The 26699-nt window shown below is 61.4% G+C and carries 19 protein-coding genes; 5 read left to right on the top strand and 14 right to left on the bottom strand.

All coding sequences use genetic code 11. The features are described from left to right. The first annotated feature begins 280 nt into the window (after positions 1–280). Positions 281–3151, top strand: coding sequence for a glycoside hydrolase family 3 N-terminal domain-containing protein (locus SE16_RS06270; RefSeq protein WP_082373876.1), 2871 nt, complete (start codon positions 281–283; stop codon positions 3149–3151). On the opposite strand, the gene SE16_RS06265 is transcribed toward SE16_RS06270, so the two are convergent. Continuing rightward, positions 3148–4146, bottom strand: a complete 999-nt coding sequence (locus tag SE16_RS06265; protein WP_054491856.1) for a serine/threonine-protein kinase — start codon at positions 4144–4146, stop codon at positions 3148–3150. The genes SE16_RS06270 and SE16_RS06265 overlap by 4 nt on opposite strands. A gap of 76 nt (positions 4147–4222) precedes the next feature. On the opposite strand from SE16_RS06265, the gene SE16_RS06260 reads away from it, so the two are divergent. Continuing rightward, on the top strand, positions 4223–4873 hold the full coding sequence (locus tag SE16_RS06260; RefSeq protein WP_160316928.1) for an FHA domain-containing protein: 651 nt from the start codon (positions 4223–4225) through the stop codon (positions 4871–4873). Positions 4874–4882: 9 nt separating this feature from the next. Here the strand turns inward: SE16_RS06260 and nadD are convergent, their stop codons facing one another. The 11 genes from nadD to SE16_RS06210 form a co-directional block, all read right to left on the bottom strand. Then, on the bottom strand, positions 4883–5521 hold the full coding sequence (gene nadD / locus SE16_RS06255) for a nicotinate-nucleotide adenylyltransferase (RefSeq protein ID WP_054491858.1): 639 nt from the start codon (positions 5519–5521) through the stop codon (positions 4883–4885). Beyond that, the gene (gene obgE, locus SE16_RS06250) at positions 5509–6792 is read right to left on the bottom strand and encodes a GTPase ObgE (protein ID WP_054491859.1); all 1284 of its coding nucleotides are present in this window, start codon (positions 6790–6792) and stop codon (positions 5509–5511) included. The genes nadD and obgE overlap by 13 nt, the downstream gene beginning before the upstream one ends. Before the next feature lie 136 nt (positions 6793–6928). Beyond that, entirely contained in the window at positions 6929–7516 is a 588-nt protein-coding gene (locus SE16_RS06245) for a hypothetical protein (protein WP_054491860.1), read from the bottom strand. A 73-nt stretch (positions 7517–7589) separates the two neighbouring features. After that, positions 7590–9293 carry a DUF2339 domain-containing protein gene (locus tag SE16_RS06240; RefSeq protein WP_060687362.1) on the bottom strand — a complete coding sequence of 568 codons (1704 nt, stop codon included), beginning with the start codon at positions 9291–9293 and terminating at the stop codon, positions 7590–7592. 29 nt (positions 9294–9322) lie between these two features. After that, positions 9323–9463, bottom strand: a complete 141-nt coding sequence (locus SE16_RS15935; RefSeq protein WP_160316945.1) for a hypothetical protein — start codon at positions 9461–9463, stop codon at positions 9323–9325. 18 nt (positions 9464–9481) lie between these two features. Continuing rightward, positions 9482–11221: a M61 family metallopeptidase gene (locus SE16_RS06235; protein WP_054492259.1), complete on the bottom strand. Its 1740-nt coding sequence runs from the start codon at positions 11219–11221 to the stop codon at positions 9482–9484. Between the two features lie 10 nt (positions 11222–11231). After that, positions 11232–12005, bottom strand: coding sequence for a carotenoid biosynthesis protein (locus tag SE16_RS06230; RefSeq protein ID WP_060687360.1), 774 nt, complete (start codon positions 12003–12005; stop codon positions 11232–11234). Positions 12006–12011: 6 nt separating this feature from the next. Continuing rightward, complete coding sequence (locus SE16_RS06225) at positions 12012–12833, bottom strand: class I SAM-dependent methyltransferase (RefSeq protein ID WP_054492318.1); 822 nt, start codon at positions 12831–12833, stop codon at positions 12012–12014. Between the two features lie 14 nt (positions 12834–12847). Beyond that, a complete protein-coding gene (locus SE16_RS06220; RefSeq protein ID WP_054492319.1) occupies positions 12848–13690 on the bottom strand; it encodes a class I SAM-dependent methyltransferase in 843 nt (280 codons plus the stop codon). Positions 13691–13702: 12 nt separating this feature from the next. Continuing rightward, a complete protein-coding gene (tgt, locus tag SE16_RS06215) occupies positions 13703–14941 on the bottom strand; it encodes a tRNA guanosine(34) transglycosylase Tgt (RefSeq protein ID WP_054492320.1) in 1239 nt (412 codons plus the stop codon). 129 nt (positions 14942–15070) lie between these two features. Beyond that, positions 15071–18166: an HD domain-containing phosphohydrolase gene (locus tag SE16_RS06210; protein WP_054492321.1), complete on the bottom strand. Its 3096-nt coding sequence runs from the start codon at positions 18164–18166 to the stop codon at positions 15071–15073. Between the two features lie 304 nt (positions 18167–18470). Here SE16_RS06210 and SE16_RS06205 point away from each other — a divergent pair, with 304 nt between their 5' ends. The 3 genes from SE16_RS06205 (at position 18471) to SE16_RS06195 (ending at position 24225) form a co-directional block, all read left to right on the top strand. After that, positions 18471–21173, top strand: a complete 2703-nt coding sequence (locus SE16_RS06205) for a calcium-transporting P-type ATPase, PMR1-type (protein ID WP_054492322.1) — start codon at positions 18471–18473, stop codon at positions 21171–21173. Between the two features lie 61 nt (positions 21174–21234). Further along, entirely contained in the window at positions 21235–23151 is a 1917-nt protein-coding gene (locus SE16_RS06200) for an alpha-amylase family protein (RefSeq protein WP_054492323.1), read from the top strand. 24 nt (positions 23152–23175) lie between these two features. After that, on the top strand, positions 23176–24225 hold the full coding sequence (locus SE16_RS06195) for a SpoIID/LytB domain-containing protein (RefSeq protein ID WP_054492324.1): 1050 nt from the start codon (positions 23176–23178) through the stop codon (positions 24223–24225). Between the two features lie 61 nt (positions 24226–24286). Here SE16_RS06195 and SE16_RS16610 read toward each other — a convergent pair whose 3' ends face one another. Beyond that, positions 24287–24859, bottom strand: coding sequence for a peroxidase-related enzyme (locus SE16_RS16610; protein ID WP_305765005.1), 573 nt, complete (start codon positions 24857–24859; stop codon positions 24287–24289). 86 nt (positions 24860–24945) lie between these two features. Beyond that, on the bottom strand, positions 24946–26688 hold the full coding sequence (locus tag SE16_RS06180; protein WP_054492327.1) for a FlgD immunoglobulin-like domain containing protein: 1743 nt from the start codon (positions 26686–26688) through the stop codon (positions 24946–24948). Positions 26689–26699: the final 11 nt, after the last annotated feature.

Genomic DNA, 26699 nt, shown 5'->3' with positions numbered 1-26699 from the left:
TGGGGGCACAAAAAAAGGGCACTGTCTTTCAACAGTGCCCCCGCAAAAGGAGGAGAAAGAGAAGCCTTTTGCTCGCTGCCTGCTGGCGGCCGTGTCCCCTGTCAACCTCTTGTCATTCTCATGCAAGGAGGAGAAGGTGCTCATATCCTAGCCCATATGCGTGCGTTTGTCTTGGCGTTTTCCCTACGCCTGCCCGACGCCTTCTTGACGGTTTCGCTACGAAGCCAAAGATGAGTACAATCGAGCCGAAGCCACCAAATCCCAAACCAGCCGAGAGCGCATGAAGCCGAAACGACGCTGCATAGCCAACCTGATGCGACTGACAACATGGTACTTTGTTTTGGTGGTGTGTGTGTACGCACTGGTGCGTGCCGCACCTGCCACTGCTCAGGATCCGGTTGAAGCGATTTTGGCTTCGATGTCAATTGAACAGCGTGTAGGGCAACTCTTTTTGGTGACATTCCCCGGACGTGATGTAGGTGAAGAGAGTATCGCCGCCCGCCTGATTCGCGACCTGCATGTGGGCGGCGTGGTGTTGCGTGCGTCCAACGACAACTACCCGCGCGATGCGACTGCACCCGCCGAAATTGCTTCCCTCACCACCGCCTTGCAATCCCTGGCGTTTGAGACGAGCCGCCAGGAAAACCAGCCGTTCGTGCCGCTCTTCATCGGTATGGAATATTGGCCGCTGCCCTCACGCCCCGCCGATGGCATGCCACCCGAAGGGTTTACCGATGTGCCCAGCCCTATGGCGATTGGCGCAACGTGGAACCCGACCAATGCTGAAATCGTGGGCACGATTGTGGGGCGCGAATTGCACGCCGTCGGCGTCAACATGGTGCTGGACCCCGGGCTGGATGTGTTGACGACACCGCAATACGGTTTGCCCAGCAACCTTGACGCCGCGGCTTTTGGGGGCGACCCCTACTGGGTGGGGCAAATGGGACGCGCTTTCACCCGCGGCGTGCATGCGGGAAGTAGCGGGCGCTTGCTGGTTATTGCCAAACACTTCCCCGGCTTGGGGTCGAGTGACCGCCGCCCCGAAGAAGAGATTGCCACCGTTCAAAAATCGCTTGATGATTTACAGCGTGTGGAACTGCAACCCTACTTCACCGTGACGCGCGCGGATGAAAACGACCCCGATGGTGTGGTGGATGGGTTGCAAACCGCGCATATTCGCTATCGCGGCTGGCAAGTCAACATTCGCCAGTTGACGCGCCCCATCAGCCTGGACGCGCAGAACTTGCCCACGATTCTCGCCCTTTCGCCTCTGGACGCCTGGCGTGCCAATGGTTTGCTCGTGAGTGATGCGCTGGGTGTGCCCGCCGTGCGGCGCTTCTACGAAGACCAGATTGGCACCTTTTTGCCCCGCCAGGTGGCGCAGGAAGCCTTCATCGCCGGGCATGATGTGCTTTTTGTTGCCGATTTTGGACAGCCGGGCGACTGGGAAAGCCACTACGCCAACATTGAAACCACCATCACCTGGTTTGCTGAACGCTATCGGACCGACCCCGCCTTTGCCGAGCGTGTGGACGCCTCTCTGCGGCGCATTTTGCGCGCTAAACTGAACATGAGCGGCGGACTCTTTACCTTAAACCAGGTGGTGCCTGTGCCGCTGGAAAGCCGCGATGACGCCCCCTTGCGCGCTTCCATGCCTGAAGTGGTGCGTATCGCCGAAGAAGCCACGACACTGCTCTACCCCGACTGGCAAGACCTGGCGGCGCGCTTGCCTGGTCCCCCCTTGCTGGACGAAACTATCGTTGTTTTCAGTGATGCGCACCTGGTGCGCGACTGTCTCACGTGTGAACCGCGCCCGTTCATTGCGCCGCGGGCGTTCGAGGATGCCTTGCTGCAACTGTATGGTCCCAACGCCAGCCAACAATTGCGCGATGAGAACATTATCAGCCTCACCCTGGCTGACCTGAACGCCTACCTTGATGCTCGCCAGACGGGTGAAGGGCTTGAAAGCGAACCGGTTGCCACAGTGGCGCAGGCGGTCAATTCCGCCGATTGGGTGATTTTCCTCATTGACCGCATTGACCCCATCACCAATCCGGGAAGCGACGCCTTGCCCCGTTTTTTGAATGAAGCCGGCGACCAACTGCTCCAAAAGCGCGTGATTGTCTTTGCTTTGGGCGCGCCCTACTACCTCGACGCGACCGATATTAGCAAACTCACCGCCTACTTTGCGCTCTACACACCATCGCGCACCTTCATCACCGCTGCGGCGCGCCTGCTGTTTGGCGAATACACGCCCAAGGGCGCGCCGCCGGTGAGCGTGCCGGGGATTGGTTACGATTTGTTGCGCGCGCTGGAACCCGACCCCAACCAACTCATCAATCTGCGGCTGGTTGGCGTCATCTCCACAGCGGGCGATAACGGCGCGGCGACGCCCACCCCCTTGCCCACCATCACCCCCGAAGGTGGGGCGACGCTGGTGCCGCCGTTGGTGCGTTTTGGCGACTCCATCATCGTGCGCACCGGTCCCATCCTCGACCACAACGGCAACCCCGTGCCGGACGGCACGCCGGTGACGTTTATCCTGAGTTATCCCAACGAAGGCATTGAGTTGCCGCGCCATGAGCGCATCACACGCAATGGTATTGCCGAAACCGTGGTGATGCTTGAACGCCCCGGCTTGCTGGTCATTCGCGCCGAAGCGCCACCAGCGCGGCGGAGCACCAGCCTGTTGCTCACCATTCAGGATGAAGAAGCGCCCGCCGTGATTGCAACAGAAATCCCGCCCACACCGACGCCTTTGCCCACAGCAACGCCGTTGCCGACGCAAACCCCGTCCGTCACACCCGAACCGATGCCGACGCCCACACCGGTCCCCGCGTCTCCGTGGCCGGTGACGCACATTCCGCCGGGCGCGCTCACGTGGCGCACCTTCTTCATCGCGTTGGTGATTGTTGTGGCGGGGGGCGCGTTGCTGGCGTTTTCGCAAGAAGGCTGGACGCCGGCGATGCGGATGCGGCAATTCTTGCTGGCGTTTAGCCTGGGGCTGGGGGCGTATGCGGTGTACGTGGCGATGTGGGGCGTTGGCGTGTTGCCCACTTCGTGGGGGGCGTCGCAAGGGGCGCTTGTGTGCGCCATTGCGGGGATGTTGCTTTCGCTTGTGGTCACAATGCGGCAAGAACGCTTGCCTTAGCCGGCGGCGAGCGCCGTCAGCCAGAGCGCCAGCAAGAACGTCGCGCCGGCGAGCGCCGCCAGTGGTGCTTGCTCGGCAAGCAATTCGCCCAGCGCCAGCGGTGCGGCTTCTCCACGGTCATGCGTTGGGGGCGCGATGCGCCCGTGAAGCGCCGCGACGAAAGTGGCGACGTCGGGGGGGCGGTTGGCGGGGTGAAGTTCCATCGCCCACAAGATGGCGCGTTCCACCTGGCGCGAAATGTTGGGGTTGAGTTCGCGTGGGGGGGTAAGGGCTTCGGCTTTCAGGAAGCGTTGCTTGGCGTCCGCCGGCAGATGCCCGGTGAGCAGGTGGTAGAGCGTCGCGCCCAGGGCGTAGATGTCCGAACGGACGTCGGTATGCCCGGTGTCGCCGCCGTATTGCTCGATGGGCGTGTACGCAACAGTGCCGCGCCCTTGGATGACTGTGACGGTGGCGGTGTCGTCCAGCGCCAGCAGTTTAACAAGCCCAAAGTCAACCAGTTTGATACGCCCGGATGGCGTCAATTTGATATTGCTCGGTTTGATGTCACGGTGGAGCACCGGTTGCGGGAGCGAATGCAGGTAGATGAGCGCGTCGGCGATTTCATCCACCCAGCGCAAAACGTCCCGTTCGCGCAGAAAGCGCCCTTCGGCGCGGGCGCGTTCCAGCACAACCCGCAAATCATCACCGGGCACATAGTCCATGACCAGGTAATCGTGCCCGTTGGCTTCAAAGTAATCCGACACTTTGGGCAAGGACGGGTGGTCGAGTTGAGCGAGGATGCTGGCTTCGCGCTGGAATTGCTCGCGGGCTTGTTGCATGAGCGTTTCATCGCCCATGGCGACTTTTTCCAGGGCGATTTCTTTGATGGCGGTGCGCCGTCCGGGCAAGCGCAAATCCTCCGCCAGATAGACGGCGCCCATGCCGCCTTGCCCAATCAAATCAATGATTTTGTAGCGTTCGCGTAAAATAGTGTTGGGTGCAAGCAATTGGCTCACGTCTTTCTCCTCCTCCATTGAGGAAGCGTAGTAGTCTGAAAAGGGCTTGTCAAATGCGTAAGCAGGAAGGTGCATGATGACGACTGAATACGCCATGTTGATTTTGCTAAAAGAGAGCGTCGGTACAGCGCCGCGCGATCGTTGGTATCTCGACAAGCCGGAGATGCTGATTGGACGCGCGCCAACGGCGGATATTCATCTCCCCAACCGGCAGGTTTCGCGCCGACACGCTCTCATTCGGCATACAGAGACGGGCTTCGTCATTGAAGACTTGGGGAGCAAGAACCGCACGTTTGTCAATGGCGATGTGTTGGATGCGCCGCGCCTCTTGCGCGACGGCGATATTGTGCAAATTGGGCTGGCGTATCGTTTTTCGTTCGTTGACCGGGAAGGCACCATTCCCGTCCATATCGAGATGACCGACGAGCGCCGCCTGCGCATTGACCCCGAACGGCGCGATGTGTGGGTGGCTGGGCGTCTGGTGGAACCGCCGCTCAGCCCGCAACAGTTCCAGTTGCTTTACACGCTTTATGAAGCGGGGGGGCGCACCTTGTCGCGCGATGAGATTATCGCCGCGGTGTGGGGGGAAGAAGCCCTTGAAGGCGTGACCGAGCAGGCGCTGGATGCGCTGATTCGCCGTCTGCGGCGTCGGCTGGCGGAGTACGCCCCCAACCATGAGTTCATTGTCACGGTGCGCGGGCACGGCTTTCGCTATGAAGGCGATTGACCGCGCCTCTCAGACGTATTCGGTGGTGGGCACGTTGACGTACAAGTGGTGCGTGTAAATGTACTCGGCGACGCTGTCGGGAACGAAGTAGCGAATGGTGCGCCCCTCGCGGACGCGCCGGCGAATATCGCTACTGCTGATTTCGATGAGCGGCGCGTTCACAATCTCCACACGCCCGCGTGCTTCCGGCAAGTGGGTTTCCAGCGTTTCCAGGTCAATCGTCCAGCCCGGACGTGCGATGACCGCCAGATGCGCCTGGCGCAAAATGCGCTGTGGGTCGCGCCAGGTGTGAAAGTAGGCGAGCGAATCGCCGCCCATGATGAAGTAGAGCGTTTCGCCATGGGTGAACATGGTGCGCCGCAGGGTTTCCAACGTGTCGGCGGTGTAACTGATGCGCTCGCTTTCGACTTCGATGGTGAGAATGTCAAACGCGGGATTGTCGGCGATTGCGCGTTCCAGCATGGCCACGCGATGCCGCCCCGCCGAGGGCGCTGAACGGTATTTGTGGGGCGGTTTGCCCGCCGGCATGAAGTAAACCGTGTCAAGTTGCAGGGCGTCGCGGGCGAGTTCGGCGACAATGAGATGCCCAAGATGGGGCGGGTCGAACGTGCCGCCAAAAATCCCCACGCGGCTCGCTATGCGTACCATTCAAACTCCACCTCTCCGATGCGTACCGTGTCTCCCGGTTGAATGCCGGCGGCTTCCAAGGCTTCTTGCACGCCCCGCGCTTGCAACTGGCGCTGGAAGCGCGCGACCGCTTCGTACAGGTCGAAATTGGTCATGCTGACAATGCGTTCGAGTTCGCGCCCTTCAACCACCCATGTGCCGTCTTCATCGCGCCAGATGTGGAAGCGCGTTTCGTCTTCTTCCAGCGGGCGATAGACTTTGACGGGCGCTTCGGCTGGTTCGGGCTTGGGCAAGGATTCCAGGCGCTGCGCTATCAGGTAGAGCAGGTCGCGCACGCCTTCGCCCGTGGCGGCGGAGATGGCGCGCACGGGGTAGCCTCGCGCTTCGATTTCTTCCCGCACCAGCGGCCAAATCTCGCGCACGTCGGGAATGTCCATTTTGGTGAAGACCACAATTTGCGGACGCGCCGCCAGCCGTTCATCGTAGGCGGCTAATTCTTCGTTGATGGCGTCAAAATCGGCGAGGGGATCGGGCGACAGCCCATCGAGCAGGTGCACCAGCAGGCGTGTGCGTTCGATGTGGCGCAAGAATTGGTCGCCCAACCCGCGCCCCTCGTGCGCCCCTTCAATCAGCCCCGGAATGTCGGCGACGACAAAAGGCTCGTACTCGACGCCCAAATCCACAACGCCGAGGTTGGGTTCCAGGGTGGTGAAGGGGTAGTCGGCGATTTTGGGGCGTGCGCGGCTGATGACGCTGAGCAAGGTGCTTTTGCCGGCGTTGGGTTTACCCACCAGCCCCACGTCGGCGAGCAGTTTCAGTTCGAGGATGAGCCAGCGGGCTTCCCCCGGTTCGCCTTTTTCGGCAATGCGCGGCGCCTGGTTGGTGCTGCTTTTGAACGCGGCATTACCGCGCCCGCCACGCCCGCCACGCGCGACGAGCAAGGTTTGCCCCGGTTCGGTGAGATCCCCCAGGATTTCGCCCGTCTCGGCGTCGCGGACGACCGTCCCCGGCGGCACGTCAATGTACACGTCTTCGCCGGATGCGCCGGTTTTGTTGTTGCCGCTTCCATGCTGTCCGCGCCCCGCGCGGTAGTGGGTTTGTTGGTGCAGGGAGAGCAAGGTGCTTTTTTGCGGGTCAACGCGCAGATAGACATGCCCGCCGCGTCCCCCGCTCCCACCGGCGGGACCGCCCTTGGGCACAAACTTTTCACGCCGAAAGGCGACGACGCCGTCGCCGCCTTTGCCGCCTTCTACGTAGATACGTGCTTCGTCAAAAAATCCACCCTGGTTCATAAGGCTATCCTCGTTTGTTCCTGCTATGGTGTCATTATAACACTATGTTGGTGTTCTTCAAATGGCTCGGTGCAAGAAATGAGAAAGCGCAGCACTGTGGCTGCGCTGAGACGGCGTGCATGATACACGCTTTTGGTCAATTCCCAAACATGCGGCGGTGGTCGCGCACGAGCCAGGCGCTGGTTTCAAAGAAGCCGTAGGTGCGGCGCAAGCGCCCGTGTTCGGGGCGATTGCGTGCAATGTGCAGCCGCGCCAGCGTTTCCTCGACTTCTTCCAGGCGCGCCAGCACCTCGCCGGGACGGCGTGGCGAGGGAATGTCGGCGTAGGTGCGCGGGCGCGGGAACGTCACCTGGTCGCTTGGCAGGCGCGGCATGAGCGCCAGCGTCAGGTAACTGTGCGCGAAGGTGAGCAGTTGCCGCCGCGGCAGGTGGATGATGTGTTCGGGCAGGATGTCCATGCCCATTTCGTCGGCGAGCCAGTTCCACTCAAACAGCACGTGGCGCACAAGCCCTTCCAGTTCGAGCAGGTCTTCCACCGAAGATGTGCGCAGGGTGACAATGAAGCCTTCGCGGGCTTCCGCCAATTGTTCGAGGGCTTCGCTGAGCCAGCGTTTGCGTTCGGCGGACAAATGCCCGCGCGTAATCAGTTCGCCCAATGTGTGCACAATTTCTTCGGCAACGCGACCCAACTCGTAGTAGGCGTTCAACAAATTGCCTGATTCCATAAGCGTCCCTCCGGGCTTGTTCGTGGCTCTTGCTGCTGGCGTGTTGATAGTATAGCCACACGGGGGAGCACTTTCAACTTTTTTGCAGGTCGGGTTCTGGTGTTTCGCGCACCAGCCAGCGTTGCCCCAATACCCCAAGGGCGACATAGACGCCGCCGAGCACCATGAACAAGACCGCCCGCCAGAGCAGGGCGACTGTTTGGGTGTCGAGGATGAGCAGTTTCAGCCCGACGAGGATGAGCAGGGCGAAGCCGTAGCGGTAGAGCCAGCGATGCCCACGGGCAAGCGCCGTGACGTATTCGATGACGCCCACGAGCGCCCAGAGGAACGAGACGCCACCCATGCCCCATTCCAGCAAGGCGGCTTCGCGGGCAAGCCAGCCCAGGGCAAAGATGTGGGCGGCGATTTCGTAGGCGCGGCGCATTTCGGTGCGCCCACGCCATTGCGCAGCGGCTATCAACATGGCAATGAAGAGCAGGCTTGCCCAGACTTCTGCGCCAAACGGCGGGAGCGTGGTCTCGAAAAAGCGCACCCACACGATGATACCGGTGATGAGCGTCATCAGGTGTGCGCCCAGCGCGGCGGTGGTGGAGCGGCGTCGCCATGCCACGATGTGCAGGGCGGCGGCTTGCAGCGTGTAGGCGATGGTCAGGACAGTTTCCAGGTAGGAAGCACCGTTGAGCAGGAGCGGCCAGGCGGGAATTGAGGTGAGAAGCGCGGTGGCGCCGTGTGCCGTGGCGGCGTAGGGGCGGTTGGCGTCGTTGCGCAACCCCCACGCCAGCAACGCGCATGTGAGCGCAACGCCCAAAAGGACGCTCCCCGCCGGTCGGTCGGGCATGTCCCACAGGATGAAAGTGTGCACGCTCCAAAGAATCGGCGCGAACGTCGCGCCGACGATCGCGGCGAGTTGCGCCAACCACCGCGCGGGGGTGCGCGCCAGCCGCCAAAGTGGGAGCCACCAGAGTTGCAGCACAAAAGCGGTCAGCGCCACCTGGACGATGAGCCGCTGCGTGATGACGGCGGCGGGAAACGCGCCCACAGTGTCCACCTGCCAGGCGTACAGCCCCCAGCCCGCCGACCACATGGCGAGCAAGACGGTGAGACTCCCGGAGCGGACGTACACGCCCGCACCGCCGGCTAGCACCAGCAGGACGTAGGCGTTGAGCGCCAGGAACGAGCCGCCTTGCGATGAAAGCACCACCGGCGTCAGCAGACCGCCGATGACGCCCAGGGCGGCAATCGCGGGGTGGAAGCGCAGCCACGCCAGACCGTAGGCGAGCGCCGTGGTGAGCGTTGCCGCGCCAAAAGCGACGGCGAAGGGAACGAGGTCGTACAGGGCGTGGGCGGCGAACCACGAAAGATACCAGAGCGCCAGCCCGCCCCCGGCAAGCACGGCGGCGGTGGACGGATGGCGCGGTGCACGTATCCAGCCCAGCGCCAGCAAAATGAACCCCGCCGCCAACCCCAGCAGAATGCGCACGACCGGCATGAGCCAGCCTTGCTGGACGGCATAGACAAAGAAGAAGCCCACACCCAGGAAGATCAGCAAAACGCCCAGCCGCGCCAGCCAGGCTTGGGGGTCGAATGCGAAGGGCTGTTGCGGCGCGGTCGGGGCGGTTTCTGGTACGGCGGCTTCTGGTGTGGCGGGCGGTGGTTCTTCCGCTTCGGTGGTTTCACCCCACGCTTCGACCTGCCGCCGCAATGCGCGCAGTTCGGCTTCCAGCGCGTCGAGGCGTTGCAGAACGGCTTGCACCTCTTCGCGGGTTGGTGTGGGCATGATGCGCCTCCTTTGCCTTTGGATGGCGGTTATGAGTGATGACGCCAGCCGCGGATGGCTTCCCACACGGCGCGCACGACGGCGATACTCATCACGATACCGGCGGCCATGGCAAGCCAGAACAGAATGCTGTACACGATGAAAATGAGCCAGCGGACGATCTCAGGCATGGCACGTGCTCCTTGGTTTTATGATAACCCCTCAAGCCAGGCGTGCAAGAGGGCTTGTTGTTCGGGTGTGGCGTCCTCGGCGGGGCGCAGGGTGGCGCGGTTGGGGGGCGTTTCGCCCAGCACCACCTGCCGCTCAATAAGCCGTCCGTCGCGCACGAGATGCAGACGCACCACGTCGCCCGGTTGACTTTCACGCAGGCGCTCGCGCACAAACGCTGTGTCGCGCACGTAAAAGCCGTTCCACGCCAGCAGAAGGTCGTTGGCGTTGATGTCGTGGTGGGCGGCGGGGCTGTCGCGCCGCACGGAAGCAATGCGCACGGTGTTGGCTTCCTCGCGCAGTTCGACGCCCAGCCAGGCGCGCGGCGTGCCGGCGTCCACTTCCAGATGAAGATGCAAGCCCAGCGCACGCAGGGCTTCGGCAAGCGGCAATTCGTCGGTGCCTTCGACATAGCGCGCGAAAAAGGCTTCGTAGGAGCGCCCGCCGACTTCTTCCAGCACCGCGCGGAATTCATCGGGCGTGAAGCCGCGGTCGCGGCGTCCGTAGCGTTCCCACAACGCCCATTCGACGTCATCAAGCGAGCGCCGCCCCTGGCTTTGTACGCGCAAGTCAATGTCCAGCAGAAGCGCCAGCAAACTGCCTTTCAGGTAATAACTCACGGTGCTGTTGTCGGTGTTTTCGTCGCGCCGGTAGAGTTTGATCCACGCGAGCAGGCTGGATTCGGCGACCGACATTTCATGGCGACCGGGGATGTTGAGGTAGTTCGCGATGCGCGTGCCCAGGTAATCGAGATAGGCTTCGGGGGATGTCAAGCCGGCGCGGCGCACAAAGAGCGCGTCGTAGTAGGCGGTAAAGCCTTCCATGACCCACAGGAGCGGGGTGTACACTTCGCGCGAGTAGTCGAAGGGGTCGAAGTTGTGGGGGCGAATGCGTTTGACGTGCCAGGTGTGGAAAAATTCATGCGCCACCAGCCGCAGCACGTCGGTATAGCGTGCTTCATCTTGAAACGCCCAGCGGTCAACCGCGATGGTGGTGGCGTTGCGGTGTTCCAGCCCGCCGCGGAGACCGTCGCCCAGGTGGATGATGAAGAGATACCGTTCGTAGGGAATGTCGTTCTTGAAGAAGGCGGCAACGGTTTCGACGATACGCTGAATATCGGCGACCAGGCGGTCGGGCTCTTCGTTGCCGTGCCCAAAGAGCGCAATCTCGTGTGGGCGTCCTTGCACCTCAAAGCGGAAGAGCCGATGGGTGCCGATTTCGGCGGGGCTGTCGGCGAGTTCGTCATACGAGCGGGCGTGGTAGCGCCCTTCTTCATCTTGCGGCAAGGCGATGGAGACGCGCCAGCCTTCGTAGGGGTGAATGCGCAGGCTGACGGGCGTTTGGGTCTGCCCCACAACGTACATGAAAACACTGGTGCCGTTGAAGTAGCCGTGTTCGCTGGTGAGATGGCTGGTGCGCACCGTCCACTCAAACGCATAGACGCGGTAGCGCACGCTGACGGCGGTCTGCCCGCCGGTGTGAACGCGCCAGGTGGCTTTGTCCACGCGCTCCCAGTGGAGCGGTGTGCCATCGGGGGCAAGCGCGGTGAAGCGGCTTACGTGCCGCCCAAATTCGCGCACCAGGTATGAGCCGGGCGTCCAGACCGGCATGGCGAGGTCGAGTGTGTCGCCGGTGATGCCTTCGATGTCAATGCGCACGTGGTATTCGTGCGTCCAGGGTTCCGGCATGGCGATGGTGTAGGCAATCGTCAGGTCGTGCATGGTTCTCCTCTCAATGTCGTGCTTCTGGATTGGAAGGGATGGGGCGTGCCCACGCCGCCAGTGCGAGCCCGCCCATGCCCCAAAAACCGGCGACCGCTGCGCCGTGCAAACCGACTTGCCAGGCGATGAGCGTATCGAACAACCATGTGGCTGTGTACGCCAGCAAGGGGAGACGGACGGCGGCGGGGTGTGGTATGGCGGGGCGCGCGAGACGCCAGTAGAGCGTGTACATGAGCGCCGCGGTGAAGAACCAGCCGGCGTAATTTTGCGCCGGGATGCCGAAATACGCCCCTGGTTCCAGCCATGTCCAATGGTTTTGATAGACCATGATGGGGTCAATGAGCAAATCCCACGCCGTCATGCACCATGCCGCCAGCAAAATCTGCCAGGCGCGATGGCGTTCGGCGGCAAGCCATTCTCCCAGCCGCCACGCCACATACCCCATCATGAACCAGGCGGGGGGCACAAAAGGCGAAACGCCGAAAATGTGCCCGCCCATGCGGTTGCTGTACGTGTACGCGCCGAAAGGCCAACCGGTCTTTACCCCCACCCATTCGGCTGCAAAGCCAATGCCGATGGTGGTGCCGATGAACGCCAACGCACGCGCGCCCCCTTCGGTTTCCCAGGCGTGCAGAGCGGAAAACGCCACAAAGGAAAGTGCAGAGAGCGGAAAGATGAACACAAGCAGGGGCAGATGCAGAGGCGCACGCAGCGCTGTGTACACAAGTGTGCCGATGTACAGCCACAGGGCGCTGTGGATTGCCCACATGCGCAAGCGATTCATGGGTGGCTACTCCCCTCGTCGGACGCGGACGCCCAACACGGGGGGGATGTCGGGCAAGGTTTGCCAGCCAAACGGGCGATAGTCGCCGGCGGTTGTTTCATCTTCGGGTGGGGGGAAGGCGGCTTCTTCCAGCCCATCAACAACCAGCCCCGCGGCGAACGCATGCCCCAACAGCACATGCAGCGGTCGGTGGAAGTAGTAGTGTGGGACGGGTTCGCCGACCATGCCCACGCCGGGGGTTGCCGTGGGGGTGAGGTAGCCCCAGATGCGCAGAGACCGTTTGAGGTGGAGATAGCCGTCTTCATCAATTTCTTCCAGCAGTTGGCTCATCATGGGCTGATTGAAGGCGGGGTGGCAGAGCGTGAAGACGAACCGTCCACCGGGGCGCAGAAGATGCGCGACGGCGCGGAACAGCGGCGCGATTTGGGGGATGTCCATCAGCGCCATGTTGCTGACCACGGCGTCAAAATCGCGCCCAAGGGCGCGCAAGGCGGCTTCGTCGGTGGCGTCGCACTGCTTCACCTGCACGCGCCGCCCGGCGGTGCGGCGGCGGGCTTCTTCGACAAACACGGGGCTGGCGTCAATGGCGAGCACGTCCGCGCCGAGGTCGGCGAGCCGACGGGCGAAAATGCCATGCCCGCACGCGATTTCCAGCACGCGCTCGCCGGGTTGAAGCGCAAGCAGGCGCAGGGCGGTGGGTTCCACCAGGGTTTGGTGGAAGGCGTTGCCTGCTTCGCCCATGCGTTGCGCCCAGAACGCGGCTTTGCGGTTCCACGCGTCCACCGTCGCCTCTTTCAGGTGGGGAAATTCGCCGTCATGCGATGTCATGCCCTGCTCCTTGTTCATTTCCACGCCACCACGCCAAACGCGTTGGGGCGGCGGGCGATGCGCCGAAAGCCGGCTTGTTCCAGCCGTTGGAGCACGCCGCGCGTGATGTTGCGCCCCGACTTGCTGTTGGGGTCGCCGATGTAGTGAAAAAGCCGCCCCCCCGGACGAAGCACGCGGTAGAGTTCGCGGTAGAAATCGGTTGAGTAGAGATGTCCGGCGAGGCTGAACGCCGGCGGGTCGTGGATGATGCGGTGGAAGGTTTCCGTTTCCAGGGTTTCCACCACGTCGAAGGCGTCGCCAATGCGTTGTTCGATGTTGGGCGCGGTGAACAGCGCCCGCGACCAGGGATTGGCGCGCGCCATTTCCAGCGCGGCGGGGTCGAGTTCGATGGTGATGACTTGCTCGGCGGTACGGGCGGCTTCGATGGCGGTGTAGCCCAGCCCCGTCGCCGTATCCAGCACGCGCCCTTTCACAGGGGCAACCGCGCGAATTTTGGCGCGGGTGTCGGCGACGGGGTCGGTGCCTTTGATGCGATGCATGGGAATACCCGAAACGAGCATGGTGGGCGCGCGTTTGGTGGGCATGAGGCTGTATTGACGGTTTGTCAGGGGGGAAAAGGTTTGAATTTTGACGGCTTCGCCTTCTTCGATGCGGAACACGTTGTTGGGGTTTTCGTTGATGAACGCGATTTGTTCCCACGTCAGGCGCGTGCCGTCAGGCAAGTGGACGCCCTGAGCGTCAAGGCGCACGGTCGTGGTAGTCAACCCCAGGTCGAGCGAGGTGGTGGCTTCGGTTTGCCCCGCCTCATACGCACGTGTGAGCGGTGTTGTCTGGTAGTGGGAAAGCACAATCTCCATGCGTCTCTGCCCTCACTCGCCCAGCCAATGGCGGCGCAATTCGTCGAACGTGCCTTGCAAGAGCGCCGCACGTATTTGCCGCATGAGGTCGTTCAGGTAGTGCAGGTTGTGAATGGTTGCCAGACGGTACGCCAGCAGTTCGTTGGCGCGGAACAGGTGATGCACATAGGCGCGCGAATAGGTGCGGCAGGTGTAGCAGGTGCACCCTTCCACAAGCGGGCGTGGGTCGCGCTTGAAGCGGGCGTTGCGCAGGTTCATGCGGAATTTGGGCAGGCGTTTGCCGTCGAGCGTGCGCGCCAGAATGCCGGCGTTGCGCGCCATGCGTGTGGGGGCGACGCAGTCGAACGTATCCACTCCGCGCGCGACGGCGTCGAAAATGTCGGGGATTTCGCCGATGCCGAGAAGGTGGCGCGGTTTTTCGTCCGGCAGAAGTGGGATTGTCCATTCCAATACGGCGCGCATGTCCTCTTTGGTGCGCCCTAACGAGCCGCCGATAGCGATCCCGTCGAAAGGCTGTTCGGCGATGAAGCGGGCGCTTGCGACGCGCAGGTCGTGGTATGCGCCCCCTTGCACGATGCCATAGAGGGCTTGTGGGTAGCCGTGCAGGGGGTGGCTGGTGCGGAAGGCTTCCAGCGAACGGAGCGCCCAGCGGTGCGTGCGTTCCATGGCGCGGCGTGTGTAGGCTTCATCGTGTAGGGGGGAAGTGCATTCATCAAAGGCGAGAATGATGTCCGCGCCCAACTTGCGCTGAATCTCGATGGAAAGTTCAGGGGTGAAGAAGTGGCGCGAGCCGTCGAGATGGCTGCGAAACTCAACGCCTTCCTCGGTGATTTTGACGAGCGATTGCCCTTCGGTGGGTTTCCGTTTGGGGCGTGGGGTGTTGGGGTCTTCATCCGGAAAGATGGACGCTACTTTGCCCACGCCCTGCTCGATGCTGGCGCCCAGGCTGAACACCTGGAAGCCCCCCGAATCGGTCATGATGGGACCATCCCAGCGCATGAAGCGGTGAAGCCCCCCCATTTCGGCGACGATGTCGGCGCCGGGGCGCAGATAGAGGTGGTAGGTGTTGGCGAAGATGATTTGTGTGCCAACGTTGTGTAGGTCTTCGGGCGTCAGGCTTTTGACGGTGGCTTGGGTGCCGACGGCGACGAAAGCGGGCGTTTCAACCAGACCGTGGGGCGTCTGCAAGCGCCCGACACGCGCGGCACCCATGCGATGTTGTGTCTCGAATGCAAAGCCTTCTGTCAACATGCTCTCCTCATCTTCATTGAATCTTGGGTGTGGGCGTATTGTGGGCAAAGATGAGGAAGAAGCAAGTACTTGACACCCTCAATCCCACGACGGCGCACGAGATGGTGCGCCGCCGTGGGAGCGCGGTACTTATCGTTTCGCCATCGCTTCCAGGATTTCGAGCGGAAGTTCGGTGGGGACAGTGTGCCCCATGTCGGGCGTCCAGAGTTTGAGGAACACGTCAACGACTTTGGGGTCGAAGTGTTTGCCGGCTTGTTCTTGAATGAAGGCGTACACCTTTTCGGGCGGCCACCCTTTGCGGTACGGTCGGTCGGAGAGGAGCGCGTCCCACACGTCCACCACGGCGAAGATGCGCGCCGCGAGAGGAATGTCCTCACCTTTGAGCCCGCGTGGGTAGCCGGTACCGTCCCATTTTTCATGGTGGCAGTAGGGAATATCGAGCGCCGGACGCAAAAATGGGATGGGGGAAAGCAGTTTGTACGCCAGCACGGGGTGCTGGCGCATGATTTCCCATTCCTCATCGGTGAGAGGTCCCGGTTTGAGCAGAATACTGTCGGGAATGCCCATTTTGCCGATATCGTGCAGGAGCGCACCGCGCCGTATGTGCACCAGGTCTTCCCCTTGGATGCCCATGGCGCGCGCCAGGAGCAACGTCATTTCGGTGACGCGCTGGCTGTGTCCTTCCGTCTCTTCGTCGCGGAGTTCCAAGGCACGCGCCCAGCCTTCAATCGTGGCGTCGTATGCAAGCGAGAGTTCGACGTTAGACCGTTGCAGGTCTTCAAACAGTTGGGCTGTTTCAATGGCAATAGCGGCTTGTTGCGCGACCGTTTCGATGAATTCCAGCGTGTCGGATGGGAGCGTCGTGGGACGTCGGAAGTAGAGTTCCAGAACGCCTTTGGGGGCGCCTTTGGCGTAGAGCGGCACGAAGTACCCACTCACCAAATGTTCATTTTCCAGCAACACTTGGCTGGTGCGTGTGAAGGTCTCATCTTCGGCAAGGGTTTTTACGAAGAGCATGCGGTGTTGATGCAAGGCTTTCAGGGCTAACCCTTCAGAAAGGTGCGGCGTCAGGGTGCGAATGCCGTATGAGTAGAAGCCTTGTCCAACGCCAAATTCGAGCAGGTTTGCATTGGCATTGTAAAGCGACACGAGGGCGGCATCTGCCTGTGTATATTGGATGAGATGGTCCAAAATCACTTTCAAGATGAGATGCAGGTCCATGCTGCCTGTGATGGCGCGGTCAATCGTGCGCAAGGCTTCCAATTGCCGCACACGTTGTTGCGTTTCCTGGTGCAGGCGCATGCGGTTGAGCGCCGTTGCGCCAATTTCGGCGAGCGTTTCGGCGATGAGAATTTCCTCTTCGGTCAGCCGCCGTTCATTGGGGACGGCGAGGTACATGACCCCTTCCACATGTTCATCATGGCGAAGCGGGATGCAAAGCCCGCCCCAATTGGGGGGAACGCGGTCGCGCAGGTTGGGGTTTGTGCGTGGGTCGGTACGAAACTCCTCGGCAACGATGGTTTGTTTGTGTGCCAGAACAAGCCCCCCAATCGTACCATGCGCGGAGACGGGGCTTTGTGAAAACGCTTCGAGCCACCCACGGGCGGCAATCGGGTACATCTGGTCGTCTTCTTCGTTGTAGAGCCAGATGCTCCCCGTGTTGATATGTAGCGTTTGGAGCACATGTTCGAGCAGGTATTCCAGTAATTCTTCGGCGGATTGGGCTTCGCGCAGGGCGCGGGAGACGTGGTGAACGCTTTCCAACACGCGCAGACGGCTTTCGGTTTGGCGCAGAAGATGCAGGTTGGCGATTGTGCCGCCGATGGTTTGCCCCAATGTGGAAAAGAGTATCTGGTCGTTGGGCGTCCATGGTTGCGGATGCGTGAATTCAACCCACAAAAACCCAACCGGATGATTGTTGGAAAGCGGTTGCAGAACAAGCGTCGAACATGATTCCGATGAGCAGAATTGGCGCAGGGGATCGAGGTTATCCCCTTGCAAAATGCGTGTACGCCCGCCGGCAATCTGGTTTTCGATCAAGGAGAGCGCTGTTTCGGGAAGATTGCATTCTGTTGTGGCGTCTGCTTGGCAGATGCATTTTTGGTTGGTGTAGAGATAGAATCTGACGTGATGCGCACCAAGGAGTGCAGTCAGTGTGGGGATGAGATGGCGTGCCAGGCTTTCGGGTGATGCGTGTTCCTGCGCCAGGCTGTGCACCTGATACAAAATCGTGAGGTCGCGCAATTGGCGGGCGGCTGTATCAAGAATGATGCCGACCTGTACAGCGCGGCGCAAAACACGGCGTGTAGCGTACCACGCAGCCTGTTCGGCGCTTGTGAAGCGTTTCTCGGCGGCATAGAACAGGATAAGTGCGCTTTCCGCGTCGTGAATGCTCAGCGGCAAGATGACATAACGTTGTTGGGTGGTGTTGACGAGAGCGTCAAGCGTAGCGGCGAGGTCAGCATGCTCGGCGCGCAGGCGTGTATCGGTGCAGATGTCTGCGAGTGTGAAAAGGTGTGTGTGTTGTGAGTGTAGTTGTTCCGCCATGCGGTCGGGGATGTTGACCGTGACAACCGCCGTGGGAGTGAATAACACGGCGCCTTCTGCGCCCAGGTGGGTGATGATAGGCGCGAGCGTCGGTTCCAGGTCTGTGGTGTTGCGCGCACCGTTTTCAATCGCCTGGACAAAGGCGTCCAGCGCTTCATACAGCGCTGTACTGCGGGTGTGCCATTCGCGTGCAAAATGTTCGGCTGTGGCGTCGTGCGCTGTTCCCACGAAGTAGTTGCCTTCACGCAAGGCGTACCGTTTCAGATGCAGGCGCAAGAAGCGCAATGTTTCCGCCCCTTCGGGAAAAATCTCCACGACGGCTTGAATAGCACCCTCTTGGCGGGCGCGCTGCAAGGCGCGTTGAACGTTCTCATGGCAACGGGGGGCGAAAAACGCAAAAACGGGTGCGGCGGCGAGCGTCTCAGGTGGTGTTTGCAGCAGTTCGGCTGTGGCGGGCGACCACGCAATCAGCCGCGCCTCTTCATCCAGCAAAAATGCAACGCCAGGCAAGGTGGGAATGAGCTGGCGCAGGGTGTCCAGCGAAAGCGAGGGGGGAGATGCTGCAAACGCAAGCCAGGGAAGGGCTTTCGTGGCATGCAGAACGTGATGCATGCGCGCCAGAAGTCGGTTGGCATAGGCCATGATGTAGGGTGTTTCTACTTTTGGCAGAATGTTCACGGAATACCCCCCAGAATAAAGTTAGTATGCCGCGGTGTAGTATAGAATGAAGAAAAGGGTGTTTCAATAGGAAAAAGAGGCGATCGTATCAATCAAAACCTATGCAAGATTGCGATTTCTTAGTTTATACTTGCAAAAATTTTTTCGTTCAAGATGAAAGCGCATTTTTGCCGGTGGCTGCGTGTCAATATGCTTGCTCGGTAAGGGCTTTCTGCTAGACTGAACGCAAGAGCCGCTGGGCTTTGGCTGGTCGGTCCTTTTCGACGACGCAGACGCAACCAACCCATCTTGCAGGAGATTTTCTATGCGTACCCCCCTCTGGCACACGTTGCCTGTGGATGCTGTCGCTGAGGCGTTGCAAACCAACCTGCAAAAAGGGCTTTCACACGACGAAGCCACCCGCCGTCTTGCTGAATATGGTCCCAACCGTTTGGAAGCCGCGACCGGACGCACCGCATGGCGCATTTTGCTGGGACAATTCAAGGAAACCATGGTGCTCATTCTGCTTGCGGCGGCGGTCATTTCCTATCTTATCGGCGACCTCAAAGATACGCTCGTTATTTTGGCGATTGTGGTGTTGAATGCCGCGCTGGGCTTTTTCCAGGAGTACCGCGCTGAAAAAGCCATTGAAGCCTTGCAAAAGATGGCTGTGCCGCATGTTCATGTGCTCCGCGATGGTGAATGGCAGGAAATTGAAGCCACCCATCTGGTGCCCGGCGATGTGATTCGGCTGGAAGCAGGCGGGGCTGTTCCGGCTGATGCGCGGCTGGTCGAGGCGGTCAATCTGCAAGTGCAGGAAGCCGCCTTGACGGGGGAATCCGTGCCTGTGGATAAGCAGACCGACCCGCTCCCCGACCCCGAAACGCCAATTGGGGATCGGCGCAACATGGTCTACATGGGGACGGCGGTCACATATGGGCGCGGCAAGGCGATTGTGGTGGCGACGGGGATGGCGACGGAGTTGGGGAAAATTGCCGCCATGCTCCAATCCGTTGAAGAAGAGCAAACCCCGTTGCAGCGCCGCATGGACCAATTGGGGAAGCGTCTGGCGGCGGTGGCGATTGTGTTGGTGGCGCTGGTGTTCGTGCTGGGCGTGTGGCGTGGCGGCGAGGTGGCGGAGATGCTCCTGACGGCAATCAGCCTGGCGGTGGCGGCTGTGCCCGAAGGGTTGCCCGCCGTCGTCACGATTGCGCTGGCGTTGGGCGCACGCCGCATGGTGCAGCGCAACGCCCTCATCCGCCGTTTGCCCGCTGTTGAAACGCTCGGCTCTGTGACGGTCATTTGCTCGGACAAGACGGGAACGTTGACCGAAAACCGTATGACGGTGACGGTGCTTGACGTTGCCAACCAGCGCATTGACTTGCAGACCGAACGCGCTCATACGCTCGCCGAAACACCCCCCGACGCGCTTCCGCCGGCTTTGCAACTCATGCTCATTGGCGGGGCGCTCTGCAACGATGCCGAACTGCGCCGCGACCACAGCCAGCCCGACCGCTATTTCACCGTTGGCGACCCCACCGAGGGGGCGCTGGTGATGGCGGCGGTGCAGTACCACCTGCTCAAACCCGACCTTGAAGCCGAAATGCCACGCGTGGGCGAAGTGCCCTTTTCCTCGGAGCGCAAGCGCATGAGCACCATTCATCGCTTGCCTGCCCAACACCGCCTTTTGCCGATGCTGGATACGCCTTTCGTCCTCTTCACCAAAGGCGCGGTGGATGTGTTGTTGCCGCTGTGCACCCATGTTTGGAATGCAGACCGCGCCGAGCCGCTGACGGATGACTGGCGGGCGCGGATTGAAACCGCCAACACCGACATGGCGTCGCAGGGGCAACGGGTGCTGGGGCTTGCCTTTCGCCCCCTAACGGCGCTTCCCGAACCGCTGACGGCGGAAACCGTCGAGCGGGAACTCATCTTTGTGGGGCTTTTCGGCATGATTGACCCACCGCGCCCCGAAGCCAAAGATGCTGTGGCGAAAGCCAGGCAAGCCGGTATTCGCACCGTGATGATTACCGGCGACCATGCGCTGACCGCCGAGGCGATTGCCCGCCAGTTGGGTATCGCCGAACCCGGCACACGCACGCTCACCGGCCGCGACCTGGAGCAAATGAGCGACGAGGAACTGATTGCCATCGTGGAAGATGTCCGCGTTTTCGCCCGCGTCAGCCCCGAACACAAGTTGCGGATTGTGACGGCGTTGCAGGCGCACCGCCACAATACCGCCATGACGGGCGACGGGGTGAACGATGCGCCCGCGCTCAAAAAGGCGGATATCGGCATTGCCATGGGCATAACCGGCACGGATGTGGCCAAAGAAGCCGCCGACATGATTCTGCTGGACGATAATTTTGCCACGATTGTGGCCGCGATTGAAGAAGGGCGCACCATTTACGACAATATCCGCAAATTTGTGCGCTATCTGCTCACCAGCAACAGCGGCGAAATCTGGGTGATGTTGCTGGCGCCGCTGCTGGGGTTGCCCGTGCCGCTTCTGCCGCTCCAAATTCTCTGGATCAACCTCGTGACGGACGGGTTGCCGGCGCTGGCGCTGGGTGTTGAACCGCCTGAAAAAGATGTGATGAAGCGCCCCCCTTACCCACCGACCGAAAGCATTTTCGCGCGCGGGCTTTGGCAACACATTCTCTGGGTGGGCTTGCTCATGGGCTTGCTGACGCTCGGCGTGCAAATCTACGCGCTGGAACGCCACGAAGCGTGGCAAAGCATGGTCTTCAACACACTGGCGGTTGCCCAAATGGCGCATGTCATGGCGATTCGCTCCGAACGCGAATCCCTCTTCACCCTGGGATTGCGCTCCAACCCGTGGATGCTGGGCGCGGTTGCCAGTACGCTCGTTTTGCAGGTGCTGGTGCTCTACTGGCAACCGCTGCAAGCCATTTTCGAGACCGAGCCGCTCACGTTGGGAGAATTGGTAGCAACCTGGGCGGTCGCAGTGGTTATTTTTGTGGCGGTGGAAATCGAAAAGTGGTGGCGGCGGCGCAAGGAAGGTTGAAAAACGTCTGTCCGCTCCGCCGATACACTGCCAACATTGCCAATGGGAGATGGGAATCACGATGAGCCAACCTGTTGATGCGTTGCAAGCCCTGTTGACAGCGTTGACGCGCCGCCGCACGTCGGTGGCGCGTTATGCGGTGCCTGCTTGCTGGTTCGACCCTCAGGCAACCGGTGAGCGCCTGCTCAACCCCTTTGATGCGTATGCCGATGTGGTGCGTCGCCTTCTCGACGCGCCCCCTATCCCCATGCCCCAGGGTGAGGCTGGGGCGTGGAGCCGCCAGAGTGTGGCGTACAACCTCTTTGTGCGCCTGGCAACCGCGTGGGACCATGACGGCGACGGCGAATTGACGTTGCCGCTCAACCCCGACGGCTGGCGTGAAACGGGAACGTTCCTCAAATCCATTGCGTTGCTCCCGCGCCTGCGTGCCATGGGCGTCAACACCTTGCACTTGTTGCCCGTCAACGCCATTGGCAACGATGGTCGCAAAGGCGTGCTCGGTTCGCCCTACGCCAGCCGCAACGCCTATCTGCTTGATGACATGTTGGGCGAGCCGGCGCTCGACGTGCCCATCGAAACCCAATTCCGGGCGTTTGTGCAAGCGGCGCACCGGCTGGGCATGCGTGTGGTGGTGGAATTTGTGTTCCGCACCGCCGCGAAGGATTGCGACTGGGCGGCTGAACACCCTGAATGGTTCTACTGGATTCGCGCCGATGTGCCCGACCGCGCACCAGGCAGCACCGATGAACGTGCGTATGGCTTGCCGCTTTTCACCGCCGAGGAACTGGCGACGATTGAGGCTTGGGTGGGGCGGCGTGGCGGTGCGCCGCTACCCCCGCATGCGGTCTATCGCGCCATGTTCACCCCGCCCCCACCGCGCGAGAGCCTGTTCAAGACAGAAACGGGCGCTTGGCGGGGGCGTTTGCCCGATGGCACGTTGGTGCGTATCCCCGGCGCTTTCGCCGATTGGCCGCCCACCGAGGGGCAACCCCCCTGGACGGATGTCACTTATCTGCGTCTGTACGACCACCCCGACTACAACTACATTGCCTACAACACGGTGCGCTTCTACCCGCCCGACCTCGCGACGCCTGAAAACCGCGTTGCCGATTTGTGGGCGCACATTGTGGGCATTCTGCCCCATTACATTGCCGAATTTGATGTGGACGGCGTGATGCTGGACATGGGACACGCGTTGCCCGCCGACCTCAAACAGGCTATCATGCAAACAGCCCGTGCCGCCAAGCCCGATTTTGCCTTTTGGGAAGAAAACTTTGATGCCAGCCTGACCGGCGACCCGCGCGGCTACAACGTCGCCATGGGACCGATGACGCTCATCAGCCAATCGTTCGAGGCGCTGCGCACCTTCTTGCCCGATGTGGCGGCGCAGGGCATGCGCGAATTACAACTGGCGGCGGGCGAGAACCACAACACCCATCGCGTGGCGGCGCTCACGGGGGGCGTGCGGCGGAGCCGCGTGCTGGCGGCGATTCATGCGTTTGTGCCGGGAGTGCCGTGGGTGCACAATGGGTTTGAAGTGGGCGAAACGGCGCCCGTCAACACGGGGATTGATTTTACGGCGGAAGAACTGCGCTTTTGGACGACCGAGAAACTGGCGTTGTTCAGCCCGCATGCGTTGCCCTGGTTGAACACCGAGACGCTCATCCCCTGGCTGACGCGGCTCTACACCGTGCGCCATGCCTACGCAGACCTGTTCACGGATTCCCGCCCCGGCACGTTCACGTTTGAAACGCATGGCGCTGTTTGGGTGCTCACACGCCAGGCAGCCGAGACGTCCCGCCGCTTCATGCTGGTGGTGAACACAGACTTTGAGCATGCCGGCACATTGACCTTGACGATGCCGACCACCGTACCGCTCGCCGATGTGTTGAACGACCGCATTCTCACGCCCGACCCGGATGGGCGTTTGCCCCTCATGCTGGAACCTGGCGGCGTTGTGCTGTTGCGTGTGGAATGAGCGCAGTGCGAAAGGTGGTGTCTGATGAACCTCAAATCGAGTGTGCGGCTGCTGATGCCCGACGGTACGGTGCGCGCCATGCCCGTGGAAACCTATTTGCGCGGGGTTGTGCCGCACGAAATTGGCGCAGGCGCGCCGCTGGAAGCGCAAAAAGCCCAGGCGGTGGCGGCGCGTTGCTATGCCTTGACCGCGCGTCGCCACCCCGAAGCCGACGCCGACCTCTGCACCACCACGCATTGCCAGGTTTGGACGCCTGCGACCGACCCGCGGAGTGATGCAGCCATTGAGGCGACGGCGGGCGTGGTGGCGGTGTTCCAGGGGCGAATCATTCACGCGCTCTACTTTGCCGCTTGCGATGGGCGCACACGCAGTATCGAAGAAGTTTGGCCGCAGTACAGCGTGCCCTACTTGCGTGGTGTGATGTGTCCTGCCCCGCAACAACCCATGCGTGGGCATGGGGTCGGCATGTGCCAGACGGGGGCGATGGCGATGGCGGCGCAGGGCGCTTCCTACGAGGCGATTTTGCGCCACTTCTACACGGGGATTGAACTGGTGCAAGGGCGCTATGCGGCTCAGTCGGTGCGCCTGGTGTCGCGCTGGCTGCCGGTTGAAGAGGCGGGAGCGCTTCGGCTGGCGCTGCTGGATGTGATGGAACAGCCCACTTTTGCGCTGGAAGGTGAAGAAACGCTGGCGTGGCGTCTGTTGCGCGAAGAGCGATTTACGGCACGGCGGCGGGCGCTCGCTGCTGAACTGAGCCTTCCAGGGGTGACGGTGCGTCTGCATGCGCCCGATGGGCGGGTTTTCACAACGTTGAGCGGAACCGATGCGGCGTATGGCGTGGGCGGGCTGGAAATCGCGACACCGCGCATGGGGACGTATCGGCTGCACGTTGGCGGGCAACAATTCCCTGTGCAGGTGGGCGACGGGGTGACGGTGCTCACATTACAGCATGCCCAGGCGCCGGGGCAAATGCGGCTGGTGTCATCGCCTTTGGACGAGGAGAGCGCCGCCGAGATTCTTGCCACACTGGAAGACCGCTTCGCCGGCTTGTTTACGCCTTTGGTGGTTGCGTAAAGAAGCGTGGTTAGGCAAAACCAACCAGGGCTTCATGAGCATTGTCTGCTCGCGCAGAGGCTCATTCCAGAATGTCATCCTCTTGCCAGTAGTCTTCGAGCACAATCCCCAACCCTTCCGCCAATCTGTTGACATAATTGAAGTAGGCGGTGATTTGCGCGATGTCGAGAATGGCGCGGTCGTCCCAACCGACGTTGCGCAGGGCGGCAATATCGGTTTCATCCACCGCCCAGGGCGTGCGCGTAAGTTTCACAGCATAATCGAGCATGGCACGCTCGGCAGGCGAAAGGGGCGCCTGGGTGTAATCGTCAGCCAACTGGCGCACCAGCGTTTCATCTTTCACAAGCCGACGGAGCGCCGCTCCGTGGTGGGTCATTCAGTACTTGCAGTGGTTGGCGGCTGACACCACCAGTGCAATCATCTCACGCTGGGCGCGGCGCAGGGGAGAACGCCCATACATGAGTGTTTTGTAGAGGCTGCGGTGGTCGAGCATGGATTGGGGGTTGAGGCTGTGAATCGCCATGATATGCGCCGGCTCACCGGTTTGCGGGTCGGCGCATTGGGCGTACACCGCCGCCAGGCGTTCGTCGGCTTCTTCAATGGGAATTATCTCAATCCAGGCTTTTCTGGTCATCGTGTTTCACCCTGCAACATTGTCATCAAAAAGAAAAGAGACCTGGCTTGTCGCGTGGTGCGTCCGCCAGGTCTCTTTTGTCTCGGCTAGATATCGGTGTCCACAATTTCCCCTTCGACGTATGCATGCTCCTGTCGGTCGGCTTGCTGGCTAACCGTGCCCAGCATCACCGGCGTGGCATCCACATAGACCCACACGGCGCTGGTCACCGTGGTAAACCGCGTGTCAGCCGTGGCTTCCACCAGGTACGAGCCGCTTGGCAGCACATTCCCGTATTCATCGCGCCCGTCCCACAGGCGGAAGTGGTCGCCGCGGCGGTGCTTGCGTTTTTCAACCAGCGTGGCCACCAGGTTGTCCATCTGGTCGTACACGCGGATGGTGACGCGGGCGGGACGCGACAGGTCAAGGTTCATCACCAGCAGGCGCGAATCGTCGGGGCGGTTGGGATAGAAGACGGGGTTTTCGACCGACAAGGAAAAGTGCAAGGGGCGCATCCAGTACACCACCAGCAGGAAGAAGGGCACCAGCAGTGCCAGCCCAAGCAGCACGCGCTGTGCCACCACGTCGTTGGGCAGGTTCAGGCTTGCCAGGGGGCTTTCGCCGCTGACGCCGGCGGGCGTGTAGCGCACCATGCGTTGGATGGTGGTGGTGTTGCCGGCGCGGTCGGTCGCCGAGAGTGTGATGAGGTTATCGCCTTCGGCGAACGTGAGCAACGCGCTGAAATTGCCGCGGCTGTCCACAGGCACTTCTTGCCCATTGATGATGAGCGAGGCGCCGGGATCAACCTGGCCGGCAATGCGCAGCGTGGGCGAGGAGACTTTCAGCCCGTCCGTCAGGTTCGTCAGGGTGATGGTGGGTCCCTGCGTGCGCAGGTGGACAATCTGCTCGATGTGGCTCACATTGCCCACTTCGTCGCGGGCTTCGACGATGATGGCGTTATCGCCTTCTTCCAGCACCACGTCCACGCTGAATTGCCCATCTTCGTTGATGGGAACTTCCTTGCCGTTGACTGTCACAATCGCGCCCGGTTGGGCTTGCCCGCGCACCGTGACGGGGTTGGTGTTCAACCAGGCTTCGGGTTGCGGTTCCAGAATGGTGACGTTGGGCGGCGTTGTGCGCACCGTCACGTCGAACGTTGAGGTGGCGGTATTGCCGGCGATGTCCACCGCGCGCACCGTGAAGGTTGTTGTCCCTTCGGGAAGTTGGCGCACGACGCGGAACACACCGTTCGGGTTCACCGCAATGGGTTGCGGCTCATCGTTCAGCCAGACAAGGGCGTCGGGTGAAGTGGTGCCTTCCAGCGTGAAGGATGTTTCGCGCGTGACGATTTCCTTGTCAATGTTTGCCAGCACGAGCGGCGGCGGGGTGGTGTCCACCGTCACGGGCTCGCTCTCTTCACTCGACCGCATCGTGCCGGCGGCGATAATGCGCAAGCGGTACGTACCGTCGGGCACAACGAAGCCGCCTTCATCGCGCCCGTCCCACGCAAAGGAGTGTTGTCCCGCTTGGAGCGGTTGTTCATTCATCAGCGTCCGCACACGTTGCCCGACGCTATTCAGTACCTCGACGGTGACGTTGGCGGGTTGCGACAATTCAAAGAAGGCCGTCACCACGTCCAGTTGCCCATCACCATTGGGCGAGAAGACCGTTTGGTCTGTTGTCATGTTGACGGTAGGGGCACGCACCCAATCGAGCGGGAAGAGAACGACCAGCAAGGCAACCACACCCAGCCCAACGGCCATGGTGAGCACCGAAGGCAAGGACAAGCCGGTACTCGTGCGGCGTCGGCGATAGGTACGTGTGTGTGTGCGTGGTGTTGTTTGGTTCATCTCATCACCTG

It is taken from the genome of Ardenticatena maritima, assembly GCF_001306175.1.
Lineage (GTDB): Bacteria > Chloroflexota > Anaerolineae > Ardenticatenales > Ardenticatenaceae > Ardenticatena > Ardenticatena maritima.
The sequence above is the reverse complement of the archived record's forward strand: the minus strand, read 5'-3'. Positions and strand labels throughout refer to the sequence as shown.